22 protein-coding genes are annotated in these 25,592 nt (G+C 66.0%); 11 read left to right on the top strand and 11 right to left on the bottom strand.

Going from position 1 to position 25,592, the window contains the following annotated elements; translation table 11 throughout:
• Positions 1 to 518: 518 nt before the first annotated feature.
• Positions 519 to 1,619 carry a DNA polymerase III subunit beta gene (gene dnaN, locus EKL94_RS11940; protein ID WP_005411731.1) on the bottom strand — a complete coding sequence of 367 codons (1,101 nt, stop codon included), beginning with the start codon at positions 1,617 to 1,619 and terminating at the stop codon, positions 519 to 521.
• Between the two features lie 275 nt (positions 1,620 to 1,894).
• Complete coding sequence (gene dnaA, locus EKL94_RS11935) at positions 1,895 to 3,226, bottom strand: chromosomal replication initiator protein DnaA (RefSeq protein ID WP_005411730.1); 1,332 nt, start codon at positions 3,224 to 3,226, stop codon at positions 1,895 to 1,897.
• 255 nt (positions 3,227 to 3,481) lie between these two features.
• Here dnaA and rpmH point away from each other — a divergent pair, with 255 nt between their 5' ends.
• From rpmH to EKL94_RS11905, 6 genes are all read left to right on the top strand, one after another.
• On the top strand, positions 3,482 to 3,622 hold the full coding sequence (gene rpmH / locus EKL94_RS11930; protein ID WP_005411729.1) for a 50S ribosomal protein L34: 141 nt from the start codon (positions 3,482 to 3,484) through the stop codon (positions 3,620 to 3,622).
• A 5-nt stretch (positions 3,623 to 3,627) separates the two neighbouring features.
• Positions 3,628 to 4,122 (top strand): ribonuclease P protein component, encoded by a 495-nt coding sequence (gene rnpA, locus EKL94_RS11925; RefSeq protein WP_021203275.1) that lies wholly within the window; start codon positions 3,628 to 3,630, stop codon positions 4,120 to 4,122.
• Positions 4,122 to 5,837, top strand: coding sequence for a membrane protein insertase YidC (yidC, locus tag EKL94_RS11920; protein ID WP_049399025.1), 1,716 nt, complete (start codon positions 4,122 to 4,124; stop codon positions 5,835 to 5,837). Before rnpA ends, yidC begins: the two co-directional genes overlap by 1 nt.
• Positions 5,838 to 5,952: 115 nt before the next feature.
• Entirely contained in the window at positions 5,953 to 8,625 is a 2,673-nt protein-coding gene (locus EKL94_RS11915; RefSeq protein ID WP_126929270.1) for a polysaccharide deacetylase family protein, read from the top strand.
• 3 nt (positions 8,626 to 8,628) lie between these two features.
• Positions 8,629 to 9,978 carry a tRNA uridine-5-carboxymethylaminomethyl(34) synthesis GTPase MnmE gene (gene mnmE / locus EKL94_RS11910; RefSeq protein ID WP_126929269.1) on the top strand — a complete coding sequence of 450 codons (1,350 nt, stop codon included), beginning with the start codon at positions 8,629 to 8,631 and terminating at the stop codon, positions 9,976 to 9,978.
• A 104-nt stretch (positions 9,979 to 10,082) separates the two neighbouring features.
• Positions 10,083 to 10,670, top strand: a complete 588-nt coding sequence (locus EKL94_RS11905; RefSeq protein ID WP_126929268.1) for a sce7726 family protein — start codon at positions 10,083 to 10,085, stop codon at positions 10,668 to 10,670.
• Here the strand turns inward: EKL94_RS11905 and EKL94_RS11900 are convergent.
• Complete coding sequence (locus EKL94_RS11900; protein ID WP_126929267.1) at positions 10,618 to 11,700, bottom strand: beta family protein; 1,083 nt, start codon at positions 11,698 to 11,700, stop codon at positions 10,618 to 10,620. The genes EKL94_RS11905 and EKL94_RS11900 overlap by 53 nt on opposite strands.
• A 208-nt stretch (positions 11,701 to 11,908) precedes the next feature.
• Between EKL94_RS11900 and EKL94_RS11895 the strand changes: the two genes are divergently transcribed.
• Positions 11,909 to 13,015 carry a glycerophosphodiester phosphodiesterase gene (locus tag EKL94_RS11895; RefSeq protein ID WP_126929266.1) on the top strand — a complete coding sequence of 369 codons (1,107 nt, stop codon included), beginning with the start codon at positions 11,909 to 11,911 and terminating at the stop codon, positions 13,013 to 13,015.
• Positions 13,016 to 13,170: 155 nt separating this feature from the next.
• Here EKL94_RS11895 and EKL94_RS11890 read toward each other — a convergent pair whose 3' ends face one another.
• Positions 13,171 to 13,941 (bottom strand): rhomboid family intramembrane serine protease, encoded by a 771-nt coding sequence (locus tag EKL94_RS11890; protein ID WP_126929265.1) that lies wholly within the window; start codon positions 13,939 to 13,941, stop codon positions 13,171 to 13,173.
• 106 nt (positions 13,942 to 14,047) lie between these two features.
• Positions 14,048 to 15,010 carry a TerC family protein gene (locus tag EKL94_RS11885; RefSeq protein ID WP_049447414.1) on the bottom strand — a complete coding sequence of 321 codons (963 nt, stop codon included), beginning with the start codon at positions 15,008 to 15,010 and terminating at the stop codon, positions 14,048 to 14,050.
• A 385-nt stretch (positions 15,011 to 15,395) separates the two neighbouring features.
• Here EKL94_RS11885 and EKL94_RS11880 point away from each other — a divergent pair, with 385 nt between their 5' ends.
• Together EKL94_RS11880 and EKL94_RS11875 are read left to right on the top strand one after the other, a co-directional pair.
• On the top strand, positions 15,396 to 16,565 hold the full coding sequence (locus tag EKL94_RS11880; RefSeq protein WP_126929264.1) for a class I SAM-dependent rRNA methyltransferase: 1,170 nt from the start codon (positions 15,396 to 15,398) through the stop codon (positions 16,563 to 16,565).
• Positions 16,566 to 16,689: 124 nt separating this feature from the next.
• Positions 16,690 to 17,931 carry a dipeptidase gene (locus EKL94_RS11875; protein WP_126929263.1) on the top strand — a complete coding sequence of 414 codons (1,242 nt, stop codon included), beginning with the start codon at positions 16,690 to 16,692 and terminating at the stop codon, positions 17,929 to 17,931.
• A gap of 92 nt (positions 17,932 to 18,023) precedes the next feature.
• Here the strand turns inward: EKL94_RS11875 and EKL94_RS11870 are convergent, their stop codons facing one another.
• Both EKL94_RS11870 and EKL94_RS11865 read right to left on the bottom strand, forming a co-directional pair.
• Positions 18,024 to 19,451: an amino acid permease gene (locus EKL94_RS11870; RefSeq protein WP_126929262.1), complete on the bottom strand. Its 1,428-nt coding sequence runs from the start codon at positions 19,449 to 19,451 to the stop codon at positions 18,024 to 18,026.
• A 175-nt stretch (positions 19,452 to 19,626) separates the two neighbouring features.
• Positions 19,627 to 20,622 (bottom strand): aldo/keto reductase, encoded by a 996-nt coding sequence (locus EKL94_RS11865; protein ID WP_126929261.1) that lies wholly within the window; start codon positions 20,620 to 20,622, stop codon positions 19,627 to 19,629.
• A gap of 122 nt (positions 20,623 to 20,744) precedes the next feature.
• Here EKL94_RS11865 and EKL94_RS11860 point away from each other — a divergent pair, with 122 nt between their 5' ends.
• Positions 20,745 to 21,656, top strand: coding sequence for a LysR family transcriptional regulator (locus EKL94_RS11860; RefSeq protein WP_126929260.1), 912 nt, complete (start codon positions 20,745 to 20,747; stop codon positions 21,654 to 21,656).
• A 33-nt stretch (positions 21,657 to 21,689) separates the two neighbouring features.
• On the opposite strand, the gene EKL94_RS11855 is transcribed toward EKL94_RS11860, so the two are convergent.
• Genes EKL94_RS11855 through EKL94_RS11845 form a run of 3 tightly spaced genes read right to left on the bottom strand, consistent with a single transcriptional unit; the run spans position 21,690 to position 23,749 of the window.
• Complete coding sequence (locus tag EKL94_RS11855) at positions 21,690 to 22,136, bottom strand: hypothetical protein (RefSeq protein ID WP_126929259.1); 447 nt, start codon at positions 22,134 to 22,136, stop codon at positions 21,690 to 21,692.
• The gene (gene leuE / locus EKL94_RS11850) at positions 22,133 to 22,762 is read right to left on the bottom strand and encodes a leucine efflux protein LeuE (protein ID WP_126929258.1); all 630 of its coding nucleotides are present in this window, start codon (positions 22,760 to 22,762) and stop codon (positions 22,133 to 22,135) included. Before leuE ends, EKL94_RS11855 begins: the two co-directional genes overlap by 4 nt.
• Before the next feature lie 15 nt (positions 22,763 to 22,777).
• Positions 22,778 to 23,749: a LysR family transcriptional regulator gene (locus EKL94_RS11845; RefSeq protein WP_126929257.1), complete on the bottom strand. Its 972-nt coding sequence runs from the start codon at positions 23,747 to 23,749 to the stop codon at positions 22,778 to 22,780.
• A gap of 91 nt (positions 23,750 to 23,840) precedes the next feature.
• Between EKL94_RS11845 and EKL94_RS11840 the strand changes: the two genes are divergently transcribed.
• On the top strand, positions 23,841 to 24,848 hold the full coding sequence (locus EKL94_RS11840) for a zinc-binding alcohol dehydrogenase family protein (RefSeq protein ID WP_126929256.1): 1,008 nt from the start codon (positions 23,841 to 23,843) through the stop codon (positions 24,846 to 24,848).
• A 121-nt stretch (positions 24,849 to 24,969) separates the two neighbouring features.
• Here EKL94_RS11840 and EKL94_RS11835 read toward each other — a convergent pair whose 3' ends face one another.
• The gene (locus EKL94_RS11835) at positions 24,970 to 25,575 is read right to left on the bottom strand and encodes a glutathione S-transferase family protein (protein WP_126929255.1); all 606 of its coding nucleotides are present in this window, start codon (positions 25,573 to 25,575) and stop codon (positions 24,970 to 24,972) included.
• Positions 25,576 to 25,592: the final 17 nt, after the last annotated feature.

Genomic DNA, 25,592 nt, shown 5'->3' with positions numbered 1-25,592 from the left:
CCCCCCCAGCCTGAGGGGCCTCTATACAGGGGGTTTCATGTGCATAAATCTTTTAAAAATCAATTAGATAATGCATTTTTCCACGAAATCTGGCCCTACCATCACCACCATGCTTTAGATTTATACCCAGATTTAGAAGCTAGGCTAGCCCTGATTCGGCCCCAACCAAGCCTGTGGACAGTGACGTCTGCAGATGAAGCAACCGCAGCGTTGCGCCCTGCGATCTGCTTGATGCATCCGGCCTGTTCGGGGTAAATGCAATCAGGTCTGAAGACCCAGTACTGTCTACAAGATCGAAGGTGGCTGGACAGCGCCCGAGCAAGCAACCTGGGCTCCAATCGCTCAGGACAATTGCATCGGGAGGCTAGCCAGGATCAATCGGCAGCCAGCAATCTCGGGGAAGCCGTTCACACAGACGTGGAGATCCAGCGATCCCGATGCTCCACGTGGAACCTGCAAAAAAAAAACGCCCGGGAAGATCCCGGGCGTCCTTCGGTTCCACGTGGAACAGGCTGCTGTCAGAGACGCAGCGGCATCACCACGTGGCGCGACTTCTCGCTGCTGGATTCACGCACCAGCGCCGAGGAATTGGAGTCGCGCAGCTGGATGATGACTTCCTCGTCGCGCAGGGCAGACAGGGCATCCAGCAGATAGTTCACGTTGAAGCCGATGGCCAGATCGCTGACCGTGGTGTCGGCTTCGATCTCTTCCTGGGCTTCTTCCTGTTCCGGGTTGTGCGCGCTGATCTTCAGGTTGCCCGGCGAGACTTCCACGCGGATGCCGCGGTACTTCTCGTTGGACAGGATCGCGGCGCGCTGCAGCGAGGCACGCAGTGCTTCACGATCAACCTTCACTTCGCGGTCGGCACCGATCGGGATCACCGCTTCGTAATCCGGGAAACGGCCGTCGATCAGCTTCGAGGTGAAGGTGACATCGTCGCGCTTGACGCGGACGTGGCTACGGCCGACTTCCAGTTCGATCTCGCGATCACCGCTCTCCAGCAGGCGCTGCAGTTCGGTCACGCCCTTGCGCGGCACGATGATCTGGCGCTTGGAACCGCTCGGCTTGGCCAGGTCGGTTTCGCACAGCGCCAGGCGGTGGCCGTCGGTGGCAACGGTACGCAGGGCATCACCGCGCAGGTCGAACAGCAGGCCGTTGAGGTAGTAGCGCACGTCCTGCTGGGCCATCGCGAACGCAGTGCGCTCGATCAGCTCCTTCAGGGTCGCTTCGCCGATGGCCACGCGCTCGGTGGCTTCCACTTCGTCCACCGACGGGAAGTCGTTGGAGGGCAGGGTCGCCAGAGTGAAGCGGCTGCGGCCAGCCTGCACGGTGATCTTGTCACCGGTCTGCGAGACGGTGATCCGGCTGCCGTCGGGCAGGGCACGGATGATCTCGAACAGCTTGCGGGCGGGGATGGTGGTTTCGCCGTCCTGGGCATCTTCAACCGCGATCCGCGACACCATCTCCACTTCCAGGTCGGTACCGGTCAGCGACAGCTGGCCGTTCTGCACCTGGACCAGGAAATTGGCCAGAACCGGAAGGGTCTGGCGGCGTTCGACCACGTTGACGACCTGTGCCAACGGCTTGAGAAAGGCTTCGCGCTGCAGTGTGAAACGCATGTGGTTCCGTGCCCCTATGCTTTAAAAAATGTGGAATAAATCAAAAGCTTGGTGGTGCTGGTAGAGACAGAATCGCTGGAAAACAACGCTAAGTCTTTGTAAATAAAAGAATTTCAGACCTCGAAACCCTCTGTATTACCGCCCCCCAGGGGGTGGGGAAAGCTGTGGATAAATCCGACGCGATTTCAGACGCCTTTTTTATCCACAACGTGTCCCGCGCTTGCTACCGGATTCTGCACCGTTTTGTGCGATGACGCCTCATCGGCATCCGTGCATCATTCGCTCAGCTTCCGGATCAGCTTGTCCCAGTCCTCACGGAGCTTGCCGTCGGTTTCCATTAGGGTCCGGATCTGGCGGCAGGCATGCAGCACCGTGGTGTGATCGCGACCGGCAAAGGCGTCGCCGATCTCGGGCAGGCTGTGCTCGGTCAGTTCCTTGGTCAGGGCCATGGCGACCTGGCGGGGGCGGGCCAGCGAGCGGGTCCGACGCTTCGACAGCAGATCCTTGATCTGCAGGCCGTAGTAGTCGGCAACGGTTTTCTGGATGTTGGGAATGCTGATCGCCTGCTGCTGGGCGCGCAGCAGGTCGCGCAGGGTTTCCTGGGCGAATTCGGTGGTGATCGCGCGGCCGGTGAAGTTGGCGCGGGCGGTCAGGGTATTGAGCGCACCTTCGAGGTCGCGCACGTTGGAGCGCATCTTCTTGGCGATCAGGAACGCAACATCATCGGGAATCTCGGCACCGCGTTCGCGTGCCTTGGCCAGCACGATCGCGGCGCGGGTCTCGAAGTCCGGCGGTTCGATCGCGACCGACAGGCCCCAGGCAAGCCGCGACTTCAGGCGCGCTTCCAGGCCTTCGACTTCGCGCGGATAGCGGTCGCAGGTCAGGATGATCTGCTGCTTGCCATCGAACAGTGCGTTGAAGGTGTGGAAGAACTCTTCCTGCGTGCGGTCCTTGCCGGCGAAGAACTGGATGTCATCGATCAGCAGCGCGTCCACCTGCTGGAACTGGCGCTTGAACTGATCCATGGTCTTTTCCTGCAGGGCCCGGATCATCGCGCTGAAGAACTGTTCCGAACGCAGGTACAGCACCTTCGCGCCCGGATTGGCCTGGCGCATGGCGTTGCCGGCGGCGAACATCAGGTGGGTCTTGCCCAGGCCGGTGCCTCCGTACAGCAGCAGCGGGTTGTGCGCACGGTCGCCCGGCTTCTGCGCTGCCTGGAAGGCAGCGGCCAGGCCCAGCTGGTTGCTGCGGCCTTCGACGAAGTTGGCGAACGTGTAGTGGTTGTCCAGGTTGCCGGCGAACGGCACCTGCGGTTCGCTGGACACATGCGCCGACGGCGTGGAAACCGGCGCGTTCTGCGCCTCCACGGGACGCGGGCGCGAGCCGATTTCAAGAAAAACGTCGCTGAAACCGGCGAAATGAGCCAGCAGTTCGCGGATCCGGGCCAGGTACAGCTCGCGGACCTGGTCGACGATGAAGGCATTCGGTGCATACAGCACCAGGCTGTCCACGCGCAGATCGGCCTGCAGTGGCTTCAACCAGGTATGAACGTCTTCCGGCGGGAACTCCGCTTCGAGGCGCTCGAGACTACGGGACCAAGCATCCATCAGCAATAATCGTCCGGTGGCCGGGGCATGGACGCGACAAGGCGCCCAAACACAGGCCGGAAAGGGGGGAAATGGATGGCTCAGACTACCACCGAGCGCCCGCCTTCGGAATGCTTGTCCCCTACTTATTCACAAAAACATCCACAGCTATTGCACAGCCCAGTGAATTCGCGTAGCTGACAGGGGTTGACTTGGGGCGGGGTACCTCTCTAGAATTTCCGGTTCTTTCCGTCCCATTCATACGAGAGGCCCCCAATGGCCACGAAGCGCACCTACCAGCCCAGCAACCTCAAGCGTAAGCGCGACCACGGCTTCCGTGCCCGTATGAAGACCGCTGACGGCCGCAAGATCCTGTCGCGTCGCCGCGCCAAGGGCCGCAAAGTCCTGAGCGCCTGATTGCCATGCCGCACATCGCGGCAGACGCAATCCCTTCGACAGTGAATACTGCAGACCCGCGCAAGCGATTCCCTCGCTCTGCGCGGGTTCGCACGCGTGCCGAATACTCAACGGTCTTCAACGGCGCCCGCCGTGTGTCCGATCCGCTGATGACCCTGCACTGGCTGCCGGCTGACCGGCCGGCCAGGCTGGGTCTGGCGGTTTCCCGCAAGGTTGATCCGAACGCCGTCGGGCGTAACCGGATCAAGCGCGTCCTGCGCGACATCCTGCGTCAGACACGTACCGACATCCAGCCAGGCGACTTTGTCGTCGTGGCTCGTAGTGCTGCGCGTTCTGCCAGCAACGATGAGATCCGCCAGGCCTTCCTGCGCCTGCTGCGTCGCCTGCGTGCATTGCCCACGCCGGGCGTGGACGGCACAATGCCGCCGCCTGATGGCATCGCAACTCCTTCTTTGACCGAGCCGGCATCGCGTCCCGGCCCCGCCGAGCCTGTCCGCTGATGAACCAGACCCGCGTATTCCTCATTTTTGCCTGGCTGATGGTGGCCGTGCTGCTGTGGATGGAGTGGAGCCGTGAAAAGGCTGCTCCGACCCCGGCACCGACGACCACGTCGGCCCCGGCCGCCGCACAGAGCGTTCCGGGCGCAACCCCGGGCGCCATCCCCAGCGCCCAGGTTCCGGGTGCCCCCGGCCAGGCCGCCGTGCAGGCGCAGGCCAGCGCCACCCCGGCCAGCCAGCGCGTGACCGTCACCACCGACGTTCTGCGCCTGGTGCTCGATGGCGGCCGCGTGCTCGACGCCGAGCTGCTGCAGTTCCCGCAGACCAAGGACGAAGGCAGCCCGCCGGTCCGCCTGCTGACCGAAGACCCCGCGCACCCGTACAGCGCGATCAGTGGCTGGGCCAGCGAAGACAAGAACACCCCGGTCCCCGGCGCTGACGGCTTCAAGCTGGTCGGTGACACCAAGGACTTCGTGCTGGCCAAGGGCCAGAACGAGCTGCAGATCCCGTTCGTGTGGACCGCCGACAACGGCGTGACCATCAAGCGCACCCTGACCGTCTCGCGCAACGAGTACGCCGTGCGCTTCAAGGACGAAGTCAGCAACGCTGGCGCCGCCCCGTGGAACGGCTACGTCTACCGCACCCTGGACCGCACCCCGACCATCCTGTCGCGGAGCATGACCAACCCGGATTCCTTCAGCTTCAACGGTGCCACCTGGTACGACAACGACAAGAAGTACCAGCGTCGTGCGTTCAAGGACTACCTGGAAGACGGCACGCTGAACCAGAACATCACCGGTGGCTGGCTGGCGATGCTGCAGCACCACTTCTTCACCGCCTGGATCCCGCAGAAGGACCAGACCGCGCACTACGTGCTGTCGCAGGTGGCCGGTCGTGACCTGATCGAAGCGCGTGGCCCGGCCTTCACCGTGGCCCCGGGCCAGTCCACCAGCACCGAAGCCCGCCTGTGGGTCGGCCCGAAGCTGGTCAACCTGATCGCCAAGGAAGACGTGCCGGGCCTGGACCGCGTGGTCGACTACAGCCGCTTCTCGATGATGGCGGTGATCGGCCAGGGCCTGTTCTGGGTGCTGAACCAGGTGCACAAGCTGGTCGGCAACTGGGGCTGGGCGATCGTCGGCCTGGTGGTGCTGCTGAAGCTGGTGCTGTACCCGCTGTCGGCGACCCAGTACAAGAGCGGCGCCAAGATGCGTCGCTTCCAGCCGCGCATCGCGCAGCTGAAGGAACGCTATGGCGATGACCGCCAGAAGTTCCAGACCGCGATGATGGAGCTGTACAAGAAGGAAAAGATCAATCCGATGGGCGGCTGCCTGCCGATCCTCATCCAGATGCCGATCTTCTTCGCCCTGTACTGGGTGCTGGTGGAATCGGTCGAACTGCGCCAGGCGCCCTGGTTCGGCTGGATCCAGGACCTGACCGCACGCGACCCGTACTTCATCCTGCCGGTGATCAACGTGGCAGTGATGTGGTTCACCCAGAAGCTGACCCCGGCACCGGGCATGGACCCGATGCAGCAGAAGATGATGCAGTTCATGCCGCTGGTGTTCGGCGTCATGATGGCCTTCATGCCGTCCGGCCTGGTCCTGTACTGGGTGGTCAACGGCGGCCTGGGCCTGCTGCAGCAGTGGTGGATGACCAAGCGCCATGGCGGCGAGCCGGTTCCGGCCACCACCGCGCCGGCCCCGGTCAAAAAGAAGTAATCGGTAGAGCCGGCCGCTGGCCGGCTGACCCCAGCAAAAGCCCGCCGAAAGGCGGGCTTTTCGCATGCGGCGTTAGAATCGCCTGCACATCGTTCCTCCCACCTTCGAGTTCACCATGCCGCGTGCGTCGTCGTTTCGCCTGTTCCTGCCTTCGCTGTTGTTGACGCTGGTTGTTGCCGGCTGCGGCGACAAGGACGCGAAGGCGCCGGCGACCACGGTCACCCAGCCGAGCGCGCAGGCCGCGGCCGTCGCCGATCCCGCCGCAGCGCCGTTGCTGGCGGCGCTGCAGAAGCAGCTTGACGGCTACCGCCGGATCATCGTGCTGCTGGCCGACGAGGAACAGCAGTCGGCTGCCGACCGCGGCACCTCCACGCGAGTGGGCCAGCAGCTGTTCCACGATGGCCTGGAACAGCGCACGGCCATCGCCGCGCAGTTCGACACCCTGCTGCGTGGCTCCAGCGCACAGCGCTTCGCTACCCTCGGCACCGTGCTGGACTACATCGAGTCGGCGCCGGAACTGTTCGACGCCGACCGCCTGGCCTTCCGCGAAGTTCTGCGTGACCTGCATGAGCGGGTCGGTACTGATTCCTCGCTGCCGGCGGTGAAGCTGCACCAGCGCATCGGCGAGGATCTGGAGGCACTCGATGAAATCGAGCGCAACTACAACCAGGAACTGACCCGCATCTTCAGCCGCTTCGAGCGCACCCGCGCCATCGAGTTGAAGCGTGAGAAGTGGGACGACTACATCGCCCATCTGCACAAGGACTACAGCCGCGAAGCGATCCTGCGCGACTACGGCGTGATCGAGCCGTACCCGATGTCGATGAAGGATAGCGACCGCGAGATCTTCGGCCGTGACCTGCCGGCCAAGACCGTGGTGCTGACCTTCGACGATGGCCCGCACAAGGCCTATACCGATGAAGTGGTGGCCATCCTCAAGCGCTATGACGTGCCGGGCGTGTTCTTCGAAGTGGGCCGCAACCTGGGCAAGGTCGAGGCCGATGGCAAGGTCAGCCTTGGCCCGATGGCCAAGATCAGCCGCAACCTGATGGAAGAGGGCTATGCGGTCGGCAACCACAGCCTGACCCACGCCCAGCTGTCGCGCACCACCGGCGACGCGCTGCGCCAGCAGGTGCTCGACACCGACGCGCTGCTGAAGGACGTGGACAGCAAGCGCGCGCCCCTGTTCCGCTTCCCGTATGGCGCGCGCAACGCCGAAGGCCTGCAGCTGCTCAACGAAGCCGGGCTGAAGTCGATCATGTGGAACATCGATTCGATGGACTGGGCCGACCCGGTGCCGGAGTCGATCGTGCAGCGCGTGCTCGACCAGGTGAACAAGGAACAGCGCGGCATCATCCTGTTCCATGACATCCACGACCGTGCGGTGAAGGCGCTGCCGCAGATCCTCGATCGTCTGATCGCCGATGGTTACCAGTTCGCCGGCTGGAACGGCCGCGACTTCACCGTCGCCCGTGCGCGCAAGGGTGATGCCGGTGCCGCCACGGTTACCACCGGCTACGAGAAGTCGTGGGCGATCGTGGTCGGCATCGACAACTACGCCAAGTGGCCGAAGCTGGAATACGCCAGCCATGACGCACAGGCAGTGGCCGATACTTTGACCGGGCAATTCGGCTTCCCGTCCTCGCAGGTGATCGTGCTGAAGAACGAGCAGGCCACCCGCAACAACATCCTGGCCGCCTTCCACGACCGCCTGGCCGATGACCGCACCGGCAAGAACGACCGCGTGTTCGTGTTCTTCGCCGGCCATGGCGCCACACGCCAGCTCGCCTCCGGGCGCGACCTCGGCTACATCATTCCGGTCGATTCGGATCCGAAGGAATTCGCCACCGACGCGATTGCGATGACCGACATCCAGAACATCGCCGAAAGCATGCAGGCCAAGCATGTGATGTTCGTGATGGATGCCTGCTACAGCGGCCTGGGCCTGACCCGTGGTGGCCCGTCGTCGTCGTCGTTCCTGCGCGAGAACGCGCGCCGCAGCGCGCGGCAGATGCTGACCGCCGGCGGTGCCGACCAGCAGGTGGCCGATGCCGGCCCGAACGGCCACTCGGTGTTCACCTGGGTGCTGCTGCAGGCATTGGCCGGCAAGGGCGACCTCAACGGCGATGGCCTGATCACCGGTACCGAGCTGGCCGCCTACGTGGCGCCAGCGGTCTCGGCGGTCTCGCACCAGACCCCGGCCTTCGGCAGCCTGCCGGGATCGCAGGGTGGCGAGTTCGTGTTCCAGGTGCCGGACAGCCAGGAATTCCTCAATGCCGATACGCGCCAGCTGACTGCCGATGCGATCGCGCTGAACAACAAGGTGGATGCCGCCAGCGAAGTAAAGGGCAGTCAGGCGCCGGTGACCGTGGCCGACCTGCAGGGCGGCAAGGCCAAGCTGGTGGTGCCCACCGCCGGCCCGGCGTCCGACCGCCAGCGCGCGCAGCAGGCCAATGACCGTGGCCTGCAGCTGTACCGCGAGAAGCAGTACGACGAAGCGGTAGCCCAGTTCACCGAGGCGCTGAAGCTGCGTCCGGACTTCGCCCAGGCCGCCAACAACCTCGGCTTCGTCTACTACCGTCAGCAGCGCTATGCCGAAGCCGCGCGCTGGCTGGAGAACACGCTGAAGATCGACCCCTCGCGTGCCGTGGCCTATCTCAACCTGGGCGATGCCTACTTCAACGCCGGCGACAAGGCCAAGGCGAAGCAGGCCTACACCACCTACCTGGCGTTGCAGCCGCAGGGCAGTGGTGCCGCGCAGGCGCGCGCACAGCTGGAGAAACTCTGAGCCATGAACGACGCGATCCGCACCGACACCATCGTGGCCATCGCCAGCGCCTCTGGCGCCGGCGGTGTCGGCCTGCTGCGCCTGTCCGGCCCGCGTGCAGCGGCCATCGCCAACGCGCTGGGCGCGCCTGCACTGCGCCCGCGCCACGCGCACTATGCGCGGCTGCGCGATGCCGATGGCGAGGTCATCGACGATGGCATCGTGCTGTGGTTCCCGGCGCCGAACAGCTTCACCGGCGAGGAAGTGGTGGAACTGCAGGGCCATGGCAGTCCGGTGCTGCTGCAGCAACTGGTCGCGCGCTGCATCGCGCTCGGTGCGCGCCAGGCGCGACCGGGTGAGTTCAGCGAACGGGCGTTCCTCAACGGCAAGCTCGACCTGGCCCAGGCCGAGGCCATCGCCGACCTGATCGCCGCGGGTGACAACCGCGCCGCGCGCGCGGCACGTCGTTCGCTGGATGGCGTGTTCTCGCGTCGCATCGACGCCGTGGTCGAGCAGCTGGTGCTGCTGCGAATCCACGTGGAAGCGGCCATCGACTTCGCCGACGAACCGCTGGACACGCTCGGCGGCGCGCAGGTGCGGCGTGGGCTGGAGCAGGCACGCAGCGACCTGGCCATTCTGCGCCGCGATGCCGAACGCGGCCGTCGCCTGCGCGATGGCCTGCACGCGGTGCTGATCGGTCCGCCGAATGCGGGCAAGAGTTCACTGCTCAACGCGCTGGCCGGTAGCGAACGCGCCATCGTCACCGACATCGCCGGTACCACCCGCGACACCCTGCGCGAGACCATCCGCCTGGACGGCCTGGAGCTGACCCTGGTCGACACCGCCGGCCTGCGCGACGGCGGCGATGCCATCGAACGCGAAGGCATGCGTCGCGCCCATGTGGAGATCGAGCGCACCGACCTGGCGCTGATCGTGCTGGATGCGCGCGATCCGGCGGCCGGCGAAGCGGCGCTGGGCGATGCGGTGGCGGCGGTGCCGCACAAGGTCTACATCCACAACAAGTCGGATCTTCTGACGGCGCTGCCAACGCTGGACGATCCGGATCGCGTGTTCGTGTCGGCCGCCACCGGTGCTGGCCTGGAAGACCTGCATACCCGCCTGCGTTCGATTGCCTCGGCCGGGGCAGGGGAGCAGGTGGACGGCGAATTCTCCGCGCGCACCCGTCATGTGGATGCGATCGAGCGTGCGCAGGAACATGCGCAGCGCGCCGATGGCGAGCTGGCGTATGAGCACCTGGAACTGGCTGCCGAGGAACTACGGCTGGCGCATGACGCGCTGGGCGAGATCACCGGACAGATGAGTGCCGATGACCTGCTGGGAAGGATCTTCTCCAGCTTCTGCATCGGCAAGTAACGCCAGGGTCGGATCCCCGCCGGGGCTCTGACCCTTCGCATCACCACAATCGACGCCATGTGGTTTCAACCCGGGCCGCGACACCGCCTTGATATCATCCCGCCATGAACCCGATCACCGACAGTGACGTGCGCTCAGCGCTGCTGAGCAAGGTCATCGCAGAGCATGTCGCCAATCCGAATACGCTTGTCGTAGAGGAAATGGCGCTTGCGCGCGGGGCCTGCCGGGTCGATGTCTGTGTCATCAATGGCCACCTGCACGGCTACGAGATCAAGAGTGATGTAGACACGTTGCGCAGATTGCCATTGCAGCAGCAGTTCTATTCCGACGTGCTCGACAAGGCGACGATCGTGGTGGGCCAGCGCCATCTGGATCATGCGCTGGAGACGCTGCCTGCGTGGTGGGGCGTCAGGCTGGCCTCACGTGGTGCGCGCAATGCCGTCAGGATGGAACTGCTGCGACCTGCCAGGCTCAACCCCTCGGTGAGCGCCACCGCCGTGGCGGCACTGCTGTGGCGCGATGAGCTGACAGCCCTGATCAGCAGCAGGACCGCTGAAAAATCAGCGCTGCGCGGAAACCGTGCAGCGCTGTGCGAGCGCCTGGGTGAGCTCTACAGTCTTGCGGAAATCCGCACGCTGGTCAGGGAACAGATGAAGCGCCGGCCAGATTGGCGAGGTCGCGAACAACCTTAGTCAGGTGGTGGTTGGTGGCCACGGTCGGCCAGGTGGAACTTCCGCCGGTACTGCTGACATTGTTGGCACAGTCCTCGATGTACGCATCCCCCCAGCTGTAGCCGCGTCCCATGAACACCACCGGTGGATCAGAGACCAGGTGGTTGCACAGATCGCGGTACTGGTTGCGGCCATTGCGCTTGATCTGGGTGCCGACCACGATCCGCCACTGGTCGTCGATCGTGTACTTGACCTTGGCATTCGGGTCGAACAGGCGTGGATCCATCAGCTCGGTATGCGGGGAAGCGCAGCCGTAGTCGCCAAACCACGGCATCCGATCGGGACGACTACCGACAAGGCGGTTGTACGCGCGCCATTCCCGGCGGTTCACATCACCATGCGGGCGATAGTTCGACGAGGGGCTCAGGCTGGCAGGGAAACTTCCGCCCGCGATGGTGATCGATCGCCAGTCGGCCAGATCCGGAACGGCTGCGATCCAGGCCTGCCACGTGGTGGCCTGCAGCGTGGGCGAGTCGGCGACATCGGCCGAGCTGTCCAGGATCAGGTCCACCTGCCCTGGCGCAAGGCCCAGCAGCTTCAACAATGCCGGGATGCGGGCCAGACCCCTGCCTTCAAGATCATCCGGAATCAGCCGCAATCCGCAGCCGCGATCGTCGCGGGCCGCGATGCGGGCCACTGCCTGCTGGTAGTCGGCATGCCGGTCAATGCCAGTTACCGGAACGGCCTGGCAGCCGGCCGTGCGCGTGAGGTCGAGAACCCGCTCAAGATGGTGCTGCCCGTCCGCCATGGTGTCGTCGCCGGCAAGATAGGGCGAGTCGAACAGGCAGCGCCGTGCTTTCCAGTTCTTGGCCAGGCGATTGCCGACGTTCTTCAGGTGCTCGTCGAGTGACTTCGCAGGCGCATCGTTCTCGAAGTCCCACTGCTCGATGGGAATCTCGAACAGAGGATGGATCCAGTCCTTGATGCCTTCGCTGGCACGGCCCACTGCAAGATACTCACCCTGTCGCCATTTCAGGATCGGCATGTACATTGGCTTTTCCACGATCTGCCTCCGACAACGTCACTGTTGGTTACTCGAGGCTAGTCGCGTACTACTTCGCGCATCAATCGGAATAGTTGAAGAATGACGGCGCCGGGGGCGGAGCCCCTGCGGGGATCCGATCTCTTCCCCGACACCCCCACCTGTCACATTGCCGCCGCATACTGACGCCCATCACATACCGCTTGGGGAAGTCGCAGTGAAGTCGTGGGGTTGTGCGTTGCTGTTGTCGCTGGCCGTGGCACCATCTGTGGCCATGAGTGCTGAATCCTCCACCCCGGCCGCGCACAAGGTGTCGGTCTATGGCCATCGCGGCGCAAGCGCGCTGCTGCCTGAGCACACTCTGGCGGCCTATGCGCAGGCCATTGCCGATGGCGCCGACTACATCGAACCGGACCTGGTGATGACCAAGGACGGGGTGATGGTGGCCCGCCACGAGAACGAGATCGGTGGCACCACCGATGTCGCCTCGCATCCCGAATTCGCCAGCCGCCGCACCAGCAAGGTCATCGACGGGCAGAAGGTCGACGGCTGGTTCACCGAAGACTTCACCCTGGCCGAGTTGAAGACCCTGTATGCGCGCGAGCGCCTGCCGGAGCTGCGCAGCACCGCCTATGACGGGCAGTTCCGCATCGCCAGCCTGGACGAGATCCTGGCCTTCCTGGTGCAGCAGGCCGGTCGTGCCAACCGCGGCATCGGCCTGGTGCCGGAGATCAAGCACCCGACTTACTTCCAGTCGATCGGCCTGCCGATGGAAGACGCGCTGCTGGCCGCACTGCGTGGCAATGCGTACACCAATGTCGGCCCGGTCACCATCCAGTCGTTCGAGACCGCCAACCTGCGCTACCTGCGCGGCAAGATCGGGCGGGGCAGCAACATCCGCCTGCTGCAGCTGCTGTGGAAGGGCGACACCCAGCCGGCCGACATCGCCAAGGCCGGTGGAAAGCTGACCTACGCGCAGATGATGACCCCGGCTGGACTGAAGGATGTTGCCAGCTACGCCGACAGCATCGGCCCGGAGCTGCGCTCGATCATTCCGCTGGACGCCAAGGGCGCATTGGGGACACCGACCACGCTGGTACAGGACGCACATGCAGTGGGCCTGATGGTGATTCCGTACACCTTCCGCCCGGAGAACCACTTCCAGGCCAGCAACCTGCGCAAGGGCGCCGACAACGCGCGCAATGCCGAGGGCTCGATTGCCGAGATGCGTGCCTATCTGGCCACCGGCATCGATGCCTTCTTCACCGACGACCCGGCACTGGGCCGGCAGGCGGTGGATGGCACGGGCGCGGCAGGGAACTGAGCGATCAACGCCGCCGGGCATGGCCCGGCGCTACCCGGGGTGCCGGTGTGCTCTGGTAGATGCCAACCTTGGTTGGCACACAACAACCGCGCCGACCAACGTCGGCCACTACCGGGTCATGAGGTTGCCGGCCAGCGGCCGGCACTACCGTCACCTCAGCCGCGCGGCTCGTCTGGCCGGCGGAACGGGATCACCACGTAGTCCTGGCCTTCGCGCGGCTGCCACAGTACCGGCACGCGCTGCGGTGACGGTGGCTCCAGCTCGTCGTCGGGCAATGGTTCGACGTCTTCTTCCTCGTCTTCCCAGCTGTAGCGCGGGCGCGGCGGCAGCGGGTCGGCATTGCGGAACAGCAGCGCGGCGATGATGCCGGCGAAGGCGCCGCCCATGTGTGATTGCCAGGACACGCCGTCGGCGTGCGGCAGGATGGTCATCAGCATGCCGCCGTAGAACAGCATGCCGATCAGGCCGGTGGCGATCGCTGCACGGTCGCGGCGCAGCAGGCCCAGGCTGGCCAGCAGGAACATCAGGCCATGGGTCACGCCGCTGGCGCCCAGGTGCACGCTGCCTGGATTGCCCAGCATCCAGGCGCCTATGCCCGAGCCCAGCCACAGCAGGGGCAGGGCGCGCACGGTGGCTTTCGGGTAGACGCTGCCGGCCAGCGTGCCGAGGATCAGGATCGCGATGCTGTTGGCGACGATGTGCTCGACCGAGGCATGCAGCATCGGGCCGCCGATCAGGCCAAGCAGGCCCTTGGCTTCCAGCGGTGCGACCGCCCACGGTCGCCAGTCGAACGTGCCTTGCAGGGCGAACACGGCCACCAGCACCAGCACGGCGGCCAGGCTGACATTGAACGCCCGCAGGATGCGCGAGCGGTCATTGCGGGGGGCCGGCACGTTGCCAGCGGGCAGGGGCGCGTTGTTGTTCATACCTCAGCAATGGCGGTGGTTGGCGCGAAACCAAGGCCACCGCAGCGGGAGAGTGGAAACGGCCGGCGGGACAATCCCACCGGCCGCGCCATCCAGCGGGTCAGGCTCAGGCCTGGCCTTCGCCTTCCTTCGGCGGGTACTTCAGGCTCAGCACCACGGTGGCGGCGATGATCACCGCGACCACGCCCAGCGACACCGGGGTCGGGATCTTGAACAGGTCGATGATCATCATCTTGATGCCGATGAAGCCCAGCACCAGCGCCAGCCCGTACGGCAGCAGGTGGAAGCGGTCGGCCATGCCGGCCAGCAGGAAGAACATCGCACGCAGGCCCAGCACCGCGAACACGTTGGAGGTGAGCACGATGAACGGGTCGGTGGTGATCGCGAAGATCGCCGGGATGCTGTCCACCGCGAAGATCACGTCGGTGACCGCGATCAGGATCAGCACCGCGAACAGCGGGGTGAACCAGCGCACGCCGTCGCGCTTCACGCTCAACGCGTTGCCGGCGTAATCCGGCAGCAGGCGCAGGTGCTTGCGCATCCAGCGCAGGGCCGGGTTGGCCTCCAGGTCCGGCTCCTGGCCGGCGGCGAACCACATCTTCCAGCCGGTGAACAGCAGGAAGGCGCCGAACACGTAGAGCAGCCAATGGAACTGGGTGATCAGCACGCTGCCAGCGAAGATCATGATCGTACGCAGCACGATCGCGCCCAGGATGCCGATGATCAGCACCTTCTGGCGCTGTTCCTCCGGCACCGCGAAGTAGCTCATGATCATCAGGAAGACAAAGATGTTGTCGACCGCCAGCGCCTTCTCGACCAGGTAGCCGGTCAGGAACTCGAGGCCGACCTTGTTGGCCACCACCTGGCCGGCGGTCTCATTCAGGTAGTACCAGAGGCCCGCATTGAACAGCAGGGCCAGCGCGACCCAGCCGATGGACCACCACAGGGCCTCCTTGAAGGTGACCTTGTGCGGTCCACCATGGCGCATCAACACGAGGTCGACCAGCAGGGCGATGACCACCACCGCTGCGAAGCCGCCCCACAACCACACGTTACCGATCGTCTGCATTGGGAATGTCCGTTGGAAAGATGAATGCCAGGCCGGACGGCGAGGATCTGCAACGGAGGATCGGGAGGGGGATCCAGGGACAGAGCTTCGCCAGTACGGCGAAGGTCTCGCTCGCAGTTCCAGTCGGCTGGAACTGCCGTTGCACCGGAGCCTGCGGGCTCGAAATGACGGCGACAACGTCTGGGAGCTACTCCCCTTCTGCCGCCGATTCTGCGGCCTGGCCGGGCCGCCGTCAAATGCCGGAGGGTTGGGGCCGGATCCCCGCAGGGGCTTCGACCCCGTTCCCGAGCCCCCGCTCTGGTAGGTGCCAACCTTGGTTGGCATACCCGCCGGGGTCAGAACCCCTTCGGAGATCCGACCCCGGCGCCCGGTTTACAATAGGTGGATGAATACCCCCCTTCCGATTGTCCGCCTCAAGAATGCGTGGCGCTCCAGCCACCCGTGGATCTTCCAGAAACTGGTCGAGAAGCCGACCGTCCGGCCCAAGCCCGGTTCCATCGTCGATGTGGTCGGCATCGATGGCGAGTTCATTGGCCGCGGGTTCTACAACGGGCACTCGCGCATTGCCGTGCGCATCCTTGAAACCGATCAGAACGTGCCGGTCGATGCCGGCTGGTTCTCGCGCAAGATCGCCCAGGCAGTGTCGCTGCGCCGTGAGGTGCTGAAGCTCGATGCGGTCTCCGACGCCTGGCGCGTGGTGCACAGCGAAGGCGACGGCCTGTCCGGCCTGGTGGTGGATCGCTACGGCGACCTGGTGGTCGTCGAATTCTTCGCCGCCGGCATGTTCCGCCACCGCGAATGGATCTACGACGCCCTGCGCGAGCAGTTCCCGGGCTGCCGCTTCCACAGCTTCGCCGACGAACACGTGCAGAAGCAGGAAAGCTTCGACTTCCACGGCAACACCACCACCGAAGCGTCGGTGATCACCGAGTACGGCATCAAGTTCCGCGCCGACCCGGCCGGTGCGCACAAGACCGGTTTCTTCGCCGACCAGCGCGAGAACCGCGAATGGCTGAGCCAGCAGGTGGAAGGCAAGAGCGTGCTGGACCTGTGCTGCAACACCGGCGGTTTCGCCGTGTACGCAGCAGCGCGTGGTGCCACAGAAGTGGTCGGCATCGACATCGATGAAGACGTCATCCAGATCGCCAAGGGCAATTCGCGCCTGAACAACGTGCGCCCGAAGTTCGTCCAGTCCGACATCTTCCCGTGGCTGCGCGACGCCGCCAACCGCGGCGAGCAGTACGACGTGGTGATCCTGGACCCGGCGAAGATGACTCGCGACCGCGACCAGGTCATCACTGCGCTGAAGAAGTACCTGGACATGAACAAGCTGGCGCTGGGCGTGGTCAAGCCGGGTGGCCTGTTCGCCACCTTCTCGTGCACCGGCCTGGTGGCCGAGGACCAGTTCCTCGACATGCTGCGCCGCGCGGCCTATTTCTCCGGCCGCACGATCCAGATCCTGAAGGTCGCTGGTGCGGGTCCGGACCATCCGTTCATGGCTCACGTGCAGGAATCGCGTTACCTGAAGGCCGTGTTCTGCCGCGTGGTTGACTGATTTCCAGATGTAGAGTCGAGCGATGCTCGACTCGCGGTGCCTGATCAGTCGAGCACGCCTCGACTCTACAAATCTGCTGGCCGCAGCGCTATGGTCGGGCTCTTCCCATTGCCGGTGAGAGCCCATGCCATCGTTGCGCCACCTGTCCGTCGTGCTTGCCCTGGCGCTATGCGCGCCGCTGTCGGCTCATGCCATCGAGTTCAGTGCACAGGAGCTGGCCCGCGCCAAAGCCCTGCAGCAGCGCCTGGTCACCCTCGACAGCCATCTGGATACGCCGGCCAACTTCGGCCGAACCGGCTTCGATATCGAGCAGCGCCACGACCGCAACGCGCTTTCGCAGGTCGATTACCCGCGCATGGTCGAAGGTGCGCTGGACGGTGGTTTCTGGGCCATCTACACCGATCAGGGCGACCGCAGCCCCGCCGCGCATCTGGCTGAGCGTGACCATGGCCTGCAGCGGTTGCTGCAGATCCGCGAAATGCTGGCCGCCAATCCCGAGCGTTTCGCGCTGGCATTGACCGCCGATGACGCGGCGCGGATCAAGGCCGCCGGCAAGCGCGTGGTCTACATCAGCATGGAAAACGCCAGCCCGCTGGTGGAAGACCCCAGCCTGCTGTCGTTCTACCACCGTGCCGGCCTGCGCCTGCTCAGTACCGTGCACTTCGCCAACAACGAGTTCGCCGATTCGGCCACCGACCCCAAGGGTGCGGAGTGGAAAGGCCTGAGCCCGGCCGGCAAGGACCTGGTGCGGCAGGCGGTGAAACTGGGCATCGTGATCGACCAGTCACATGCCTCGGACGCGGTGTTCGACGACCTGCTGGCGATGATGCCGGTGCCGTTCGTGCTGTCGCACAGCTCGGCCAAGGCGGTCTACGACCACCCGCGCAATCTGGATGACACGCGCTTGCGCAAGCTGGCCAAGGCCGGCGGCGTGATCCAGGTGAACGCCTATGGCGGCTACCTGATCGACACCGCAAAGACGCCCGAGCGCAAGCAGGCCGAGGAAGCGCTGAGCAAGCAGCTGGGCGGCTGGGAAGGCATGGGCATCGAACAGGGCGTTGCCCTGCTGAAGGCCGAGCAGGCGCTGGACCACGAGCATCCGGTGCGCCATGCCAGCCTGGACGACTTCTTCGCCCACTTCGAGCACATCCTCAAGGTGGTCGGCCCTGAGCACGTGGGCATCGGCCTGGACTGGGATGGCGGCGGTGGCCTGAGTGACCTGCCCGATGTCAGCCAGCTGCCGAAGATCACCGCCTGGCTGCTGCGCAAGGGCTATACCGAGAAGCAGATTGCCGGCATCTGGGGCGGCAACCTGCTGCGGGTGATGCGCCAGGCGCAGGATTACGCCGCAAAGCAGGGCGGTTGACCACCCTGCGGTAGTGCCGGCCGCTGGCCGGCATTGCCCGTATCAACAGGATGCGGGTTGCCGGCCAGCGGCCGGCACTACCGGTGATCCGGTTATTTCGCGATCAGCGCGTGGCGACGGCTGTACAGGAAGTACAGCACCAGGCCGGCCAGGTTCCACAGCAGGAAGTACAGCTGGGTGCTGTGCGGCAGGCTGAGGAACAGATAGATGCAGCCCAGCGCGGCCAGCGGGCCGACCACGAAGGCCAGCGGGGTTCGGAAGGTGCGTTCGCGGTTGGGCTCGCGCAGGCGCAGCACCACCAGGCAGATGCCCACGGCGGTGAACGCGGCCAGGGTACCGGCATTGGCCAGTGCAGCGATCTCGTCCAGGCGTGCCACGCCGGCCAGCGCCGACACAACCACTGCGGTGAACAGCGTGGTCGCCACCGGCGTACCGGTACGTGCGTTGACCTTGGACAGGCTGCGCGGCAGCAGTCCATCGCGGCTCATCACGAAGAAGATGCGGCTCTGGCCGTACAGGAAGGCCAGCAGCACGGTCGGCAGCGCGATGATCGCGATCACGCCGATCACCATCGCCGCGGTCGGATGGCCCAGCTGGCGCATGATCAGGGCCAGCGGCTCGGCGCTGTGGCCGAACACCGCGTAGCTCATCGCACCGACCGCGGCCAGCGCCACCAGCACGTAGACGATGGTGCAGCCGATCATCGAACCGATGATGCCGATCGACAGGTCGCGGCCCGGGTTCTTGGTTTCCTCGGCGGCGGTGGAGATCGCATCGAAGCCATAGAACGCGAAGAAGATGATCGCCGCTGCCGCCATCACGCCGTGTTCGACGCCATCGGGTCCGATCGACTTGGCGAAGCCGTACGGCATGAACGGCTGCAGGTTGGCGCTGTCGAAGGCGGGCAGCGCCACGGCCACGAAGATGGCCAGCGCGATCAGCTTGAACACCACCAGGATGGCGTTGAGGGTGGCGCTTTCCTTGGTGCCGGCCATCAGCATGCCGGCCACCAGCCAGGTGATGATGATCGCGGGCAGGTTGATCATGCCGCCTTCCACGTGCGGACCGGCCGCCAGCCAGGCGGGCAGGTGTATGTTCCAGCCGAACTGGGTGTGGACCCATTCGAGGAAGCCGACGAAGTAGCCGGACCAGCCCACCGCCACCGTACTCACCACCAGCGAGTACTCCAGGATCAGGCTCCAGCCCACCACCCAGGCAAACACTTCGCCCAGCGCGCTGTAGCTGTAGGTGTAGGCACTGCCGGCGGCCGGCATCATCGTCGACAGCTCGGCGTAGGACAGCGCCGCGCAGGCACAGACCGCACCGGCGATGGCGAAGGAGATCAGCACGGCCGGGCCGGCCAGGTTGGCACCGACGCCGATCAGCGTGTAGATGCCGGTACCGACGATGGCGCCAATACCCAGCGCGATCAGATGCGGCCAGCTGAGCGTCGGGATCAGACGCCTGCCGGCTTCGTGGACGGTGACGGAATCTAGGGACTTGCGCCGGAACAGGGACATGCAGGCCTCGGAAGGGGTGACTAAGAACGACAAGTTCCCGAGTGTGACCGAACGCAGCGCAGCATTACCACTGACGGGGGTCATGCATGGCGGGGCGCGCGCTGCGCCCCGGCCAGGCTGCCGGAATCGGCACAATCCGGCGGTAGCCACCGGTGTGCGTTCGTCCCGGCCGCTGCTACGACTCGATGTTGGCCATGCCACTGACCGAATAGCGGTCACCGGCCGCGGCATGCAGCGGGAAGGCCGCATCCAGTGCGTCCAGCGTGGCCGCATCCAGTTCCACCTGCAGCGCAGCGAGGTTCTCGTCCAGCCGTGCCCGCCGCGTCGTGCCCGGGATCGGCACGATGTGCTCGCCGCGCGACAGCACCCAGGCCAGCGCCAGCTGCGAGGCGGCGATGCCGCGCTCGGCGGCCAGCGCCTGCACGGTGTCCACCAGCGCCAGGTTGCGCTGGAAGTTTTCGCCTTCGAAGCGGGGCGAGGTACGCCGGTAATCGTCGGCGTCGAAGTCATCCGGGCTGCGGATGGCGCCGGTCAGGAAGCCACGGCCCAGCGGCGAATACGGCACGAAGCCGATGCCCAGTTCCGCCGTGGTGGCCAGAACTCCGTTCTGCTCCGGCTCGCGCGACCACAGCGAGTACTCGCTCTGCACCGCAGTGATCGGGTGCACCGCATGGGCGCGGCGGAGGGTGGCCGCCGAGGCCTCGGACAGGCCCAGCCAGCGCACCTTGCCCTGTTCCACCAGGCGTGCCATCGCACCTACGGTGTCCTCGATCGGCACGCTGGGGTCGACGCGGTGCTGGTAGTAGAGGTCGATGTGGTCCACGCCCAGCCGGCGCAGGCTGGCCTCGCAGGCGGCCTGCACATAGTCCGGATGGCCGTTGACCTGCCGCCCCTTCGGGTCGGTCGGGTCCAGGCCGATGCCGAACTTGCTGGCGAGGAACACCTGGTTGCGGCGGCCGGCAATCGCGCGGCCGACCAGCACCTCGTTGGTGTGCGGGCCATACACATCGGCGGTGTCGAGCAGGGTCAGGCCACGGTCCAGCGCGTGCCGGATGACGGCAATGCCTTCATCGTCACTGCCACGGCCGCCGTAGTAGGCGCTCATGCCCATGCAGCCCAGGCCGAGGGCGGACACGGTGGGGCCGGTAGGGCCGAGAGTACGGGTCTTCATGCGGATCTCCTTGGGGGAAGGCGCCACGCCTGGAGGGGCAGCGGCGAGGGGCACAGCATCCTCCACGCCATCATGTGGATAAACTGCCGATCACCGGACTTACCTTGAAGGCTGGCTTCACAATGGATGCCTCCGTCCCCCTCACCGCTGTGGTCGCCTTCGTCCACGTGGCCGAGCATGCCAGCTTTACCCGCGCCGCCGATGCCCTGGGCGTGTCGACCTCGGCGCTGTCGCAGAGCGTGCGCGCGCTGGAAGCGCGGATGGGCGTGCGGCTGCTGCAGCGGACCACACGGCGGGTCAGCCTGACCGAACACGGCGCGCGTTTCCTGCAGCGCGTGCGTGGCGGCCTGGACCAGATCGACCAGGCCTTTGCCGAACTGGACAGCGCGCGCTCGGTGCCTGCCGGGCGGCTGCGTGTGACCCTGCCGCGCATCGTCGCCGATCGCATGGTGCTGCCGCGGCTGCCCGATTTCCTTGCGCGTTACCCGCAGGTGCAGGTGGAATTGTGCGTCGACCCGGCGCTGACCGATCTGGTGGCCGAGGGCTTCGACGCCGGCATCCGCCTCGGCGAATCACTCGCACAGGGCATGATCGCGGTGCCGGTCGGGCCACCCGAGCGGCAGGTGGTGGTGGCCACGCCGGCCTATTTCGAACGCCATGGCGTGCCGCAGACCCCGCATGACCTGCAGGGCCACGCCTGCATCGTGCACCGGCTGGCCAACGGCCGGCTGATGCCCTGGGAGTTCAGCCGCGAAGGCCATGACCTGGACGTGGAAGTGAGCGGGCGGCTGGTGTTCAACGATGCCGGCGTCGCCCATCGCGCCGTGCTGGCGGGGCTGGGCATGGCCCAGGGCTTCGCCTCGTTGATGGCCGACGACATCAACGCTGGGCGACTGCAGAGCGTGCTGCAGGACTGGCAGCCGCCGTTCCCTGGTTTCCATCTGTATTACCCCGCGCGCGAGCAGATGGCGCCCAAGCTGCGCGTGTTCATCGACCACCTGCGCGCGGGAATGCATGATTCCCAGCCCTGGTAGACGCCAACCTTGGTTGGCGGACGCCGCGTCGGCTCAGTCGAGCCCGCTCGACGCGACGGTCAGCGGCGCGACGCCCGGCCAATGGCAGCCATCCTCCTGCCACGCCTCGCTGTCATCGTGGAAGGTGGTGCGACGGCCATCACGGGCGCGTTCGTAGCTCAGGTCCAGTACCAGCGCGCCCTGCGTGCTCAGCTGGTAGCGGCCATTGAGGCGCCCGTCGATGCGTTCTTCCCAGACGCTGTCGAACTGGTACGGGCGATCTTCGGCCAGCACCGTCGCTTCCTGCGACACCTGTTGCAGCTGCAGGCGGCCGCGCTGCCCGGCGTACTGCACGTCGGCGCTGCCATCGTCCAGCCAGCGCCACAGCAGGTGGATGCCGTCGTTGCGGCCGCCCGTCAGGCAGCGATGGTCCTGCACGCTGGCCGCTGCGGTGTCGGCCAGAAGACCGATGAACCCCAGCACCAGCACTCGCCGGATCATCCGTTCAGCCCCAACCGGATGCCGAACCCCACCAGGAACAGGCCGGCCACGCGGCGCAGCGCATCGCTGATCCGCGGGTGCTGGATCAGGCGGCGACGGGCCAGGTTGCCCACGCCGATCAACATCGAGCAGTAGGCGATGCTGACCACCAGGATGACGCCGGCCAGGGCCGCGAAGGTCGCGATGCCCTGGTGTGCCTTCGGATCGATGAACAACGGCAGGAAGGCCATGTAGAACAGGATCGCCTTCGGGTTGAGCAGGCTCACCAGGATCGCCTGCTGGAAGTAGCGGCCCGGCTGCATGCGGATCGGGCCGGCGTCACCGCCCTCGTGCTTCGGCGTGCGCAGCAGGCTGATGCCTACCCACACCAGGTAGGCCGCACCCAGATACTGCACGGCGTGGAACACCAGCGGGTTGGCCTTCAGCAGTGCGGCCACGCCGGCCAGCGCCAGCCACATCAGGATCTGGTCGCCGACCAGCAGGCCGGCCAGTGCGGTGTAGCCGCCGCGCACGCCGCCACGGCCGGTGGCGGTCAGCAGGGTGAAGGTACCGGGGCCGGGCAGGGCGAGAAACACCAGCACAGCGACCAGAAACGTCCACAGGTCCTGGATGCCCATCCACGGCATGGCGGCGTTCTCTTGTTACGGGGGACCGCCATTGTCGGTCAGCGCCGGGATTGGCGACAGGGGGCCGCTGGACCCACCCGGCATGCCAGACAGCAGCGGTTGCAGGTGCTGGCGCAGCTGCGCATGCAGTTGCCGTACCGCGGGCGAGAACTGCTTGCGGTGCGGGCAGACCAGCTGCAACGGGATGCTGCTGCCAACACCGTCGAGCAGCAGCTGCAGGCGCCCGGCCAGTACGTCCTCGCGCAGGTCCAGCCAGGACTTGTAGGTGATGCCTTCACCGGCCACGGCCCAGCGTCGCACCACATCGGCGTCGTCGCAGACCAGCGGACCGCGCACCGGAATCACGCTGCGGCGCCCGTCGACCTCGAACGACCAGCGATCGTAGGCGCGGCCACTGAGCTGGTAGACCAGGCAGTCGTGCTCACGCAGCTCGTCCAGACGGGTGGGCGTACCGCGCCGCTGCAGATAGCCGGGCGAGGCCGCGAGTACGCGCCGATTGCCTTCCAGCAGGGGCAGGGCGACGTAGTTGGCGTCGTCGAAGTGGCCGATGCGGATGGCCACGTCGACCGGGTCGCGGAACACATCGGCCACTTCGTCGGACAGGCGCAGGTGCAGGCGCAGCCGCGGGTGCGCGGCGCGGAACGCGCTCAGCCAGGGCAGCAGCAGGTTGCGGCCGAGGTCCGAGGGCGCCGACAGCTGCAGGGTGCCGTGCAGCTCGGTGTCCTCGCCCTGCACGCGCGCCTGGCCCTCGCGCAGGGTGGCCAGCACCTCCTGCGCATACGGCAGGTACAGCGCACCTTCGCCGGTCAGACGCAGGCTGCGGGTGGTGCGCACGAACAGGCGCAGATCCAGCTCGCGTTCCAGCCGCGCCACCGCCGCGGCGACCTGCCCCGGTAGCAGGTCAGCCTCGCGTGCTGCCTGCGAGAAGCTGCCCAGTGCGGCAGTGCGGACGAACAGCTGCAGATCGTCGAAGCGGATCATCTTCATCGCCAGAGTGAAAGTGCTGCCCGATTCTGCGCCTTTCTGCGGGAGCGCGCGCGGCGCAACCTGTCGCCTCCTTCCCCACTGGACCGCTGCCATGCGCGCCATTGCCTATACCCAAGCCGGCCTGCCGATCGATGATGCCCAGGCCCTGATCGACATCGAACTGGAGCTGCCGCAGCCCGGCCCGCGTGACCTGCGCGTGGCAGTACGTGCGGTGGCGGTGAACCCGGTCGACACCAAGGTCCGTCGCGGCGTGGCCACCGATGGACCGCGCGTGCTGGGCTGGGACGCGGTCGGCATCGTCGACGCCGTGGGCAGCGAAGTGACCCTGTTCCAGCCCGGCGATGCGGTCTACTACGCCGGCGTGATCGACCGCCCGGGCAGCAATGCCGAATACCAGCTGGTGGACGAGCGCAGCGTCGGCCGCAAGCCGGCCAGCCTCGATGATGCGGCCGCCGTCGCACTGCCGCTGACCGCGATCACTGCATGGGAACTGCTGTTCGACCGCCTGCGCATCCCCGAGGGCGGCGGCGAAGGCCAGACCCTGCTGGTGATCGGTGCGGCCGGTGGTGTCGGTTCGATCCTGGTGCAGCTGGCGCGGAAGCTGACCAAGCTGACCGTGATCGGCACCGCCTCGCGTCCGGATACCCAGGACTGGGCGTACGCAATGGGCGCACACCATGTGATCGACCACAGCCTGCCGCTGGCCGAAGGCCTGGCGCGGCTGGGTATCAGCGAGGTGCAGCACGTGGCCAGCCTGACCCATTCCGACCAGCACTACACGCAGATCGTGGAACTGCTGGCGCCGCAGGGCCAGCTGGGCCTGATCGATGATCCCGGCCAGGTCGATGTGATGGCGCTCAAGCGCAAGGCGTTGTCACTGCACTGGGAATCGATGTTCACCCGGCCGCTGTACCGCACCGCCGACATGCAGCGCCAGCATGACCTGTTGAACCGGGTGGCCGAGCTGATCGACACGGGCGTGCTGCAGACCACACTGGGCGAGCACTTCGGGCGCATCGACGCGGCCAACCTGCGGCGTGCCCATGCGCTGCTGGAGAGCCACCGCGCCAAGGGCAAGATCGTGCTGGAAGGCTGGTAACGCCCGGTCTTCCCTGTAGCGCCGAGCATGGGCCCGGCGCTACAGCGCTTCATCCACGCATGGGGTGAATCCACCGTGTCGACCAAGGTCGACACCTGCCAACAACTGCGGGAACCACGGCTCACGCCACGCCGTTGTCGACGTGTTCGGCGAAACCGGGCTGCTGGCGCAGGCGTTCGAACCATGCTGCGAGGTGTGGCAGCGCCGGTTTGCTGCCGGGTGTGCTGCGCCAGCGCTGGGTCGACAGCCCCAGCACGATATCTGCAAGGGTGAAGGTGCTGCCCGCCACGTAGGCATCGGTGGCGGCCAGCTGGGCTTCAAGCACACCCATCAGCCGGTTCCACTGCGCCAGGCTGGCGTCCGCACGGGCATCGTCCGGGTAGTCCGGATGCTGGCGTACGCGGGCCATGAACACGTGGCGCCAGGCGCTGTTGAGGTCGCTGGCCTGCCAGTCCATCCACTGCTCCACCCGGGCTCGGTCCTTCGCTGCAGGTGGCAGCAGATCCTCGCGACCGGCGCGTGCGGCCAGGTAGCGGCAGATGCTGTTGGATTCCCACAGCACGAAGTCGCCATCGCGCAGCACCGGCACCTGCCGGTTGGGGTTCAGCGCGGCCAGCAGGTCCGGCGGGGGGGCCGGTTCATGGTGCAGGGGCAGATCCAACCCCGCGCACAGCCACAGCACCTTGCGCACATTGATGGAGGTGGGCTTTCCGTACAGAGCGAGCATGGTCCTGACGCAGCAGC

It is taken from the genome of Stenotrophomonas maltophilia (genome assembly GCF_003970865.1).
In the GTDB taxonomy this organism is placed as follows: Bacteria; Pseudomonadota; Gammaproteobacteria; order Xanthomonadales; family Xanthomonadaceae; genus Stenotrophomonas; species Stenotrophomonas maltophilia_AR.
The sequence above is the reverse complement of the archived record's forward strand: the minus strand, read 5'-3'. Positions and strand labels throughout refer to the sequence as shown.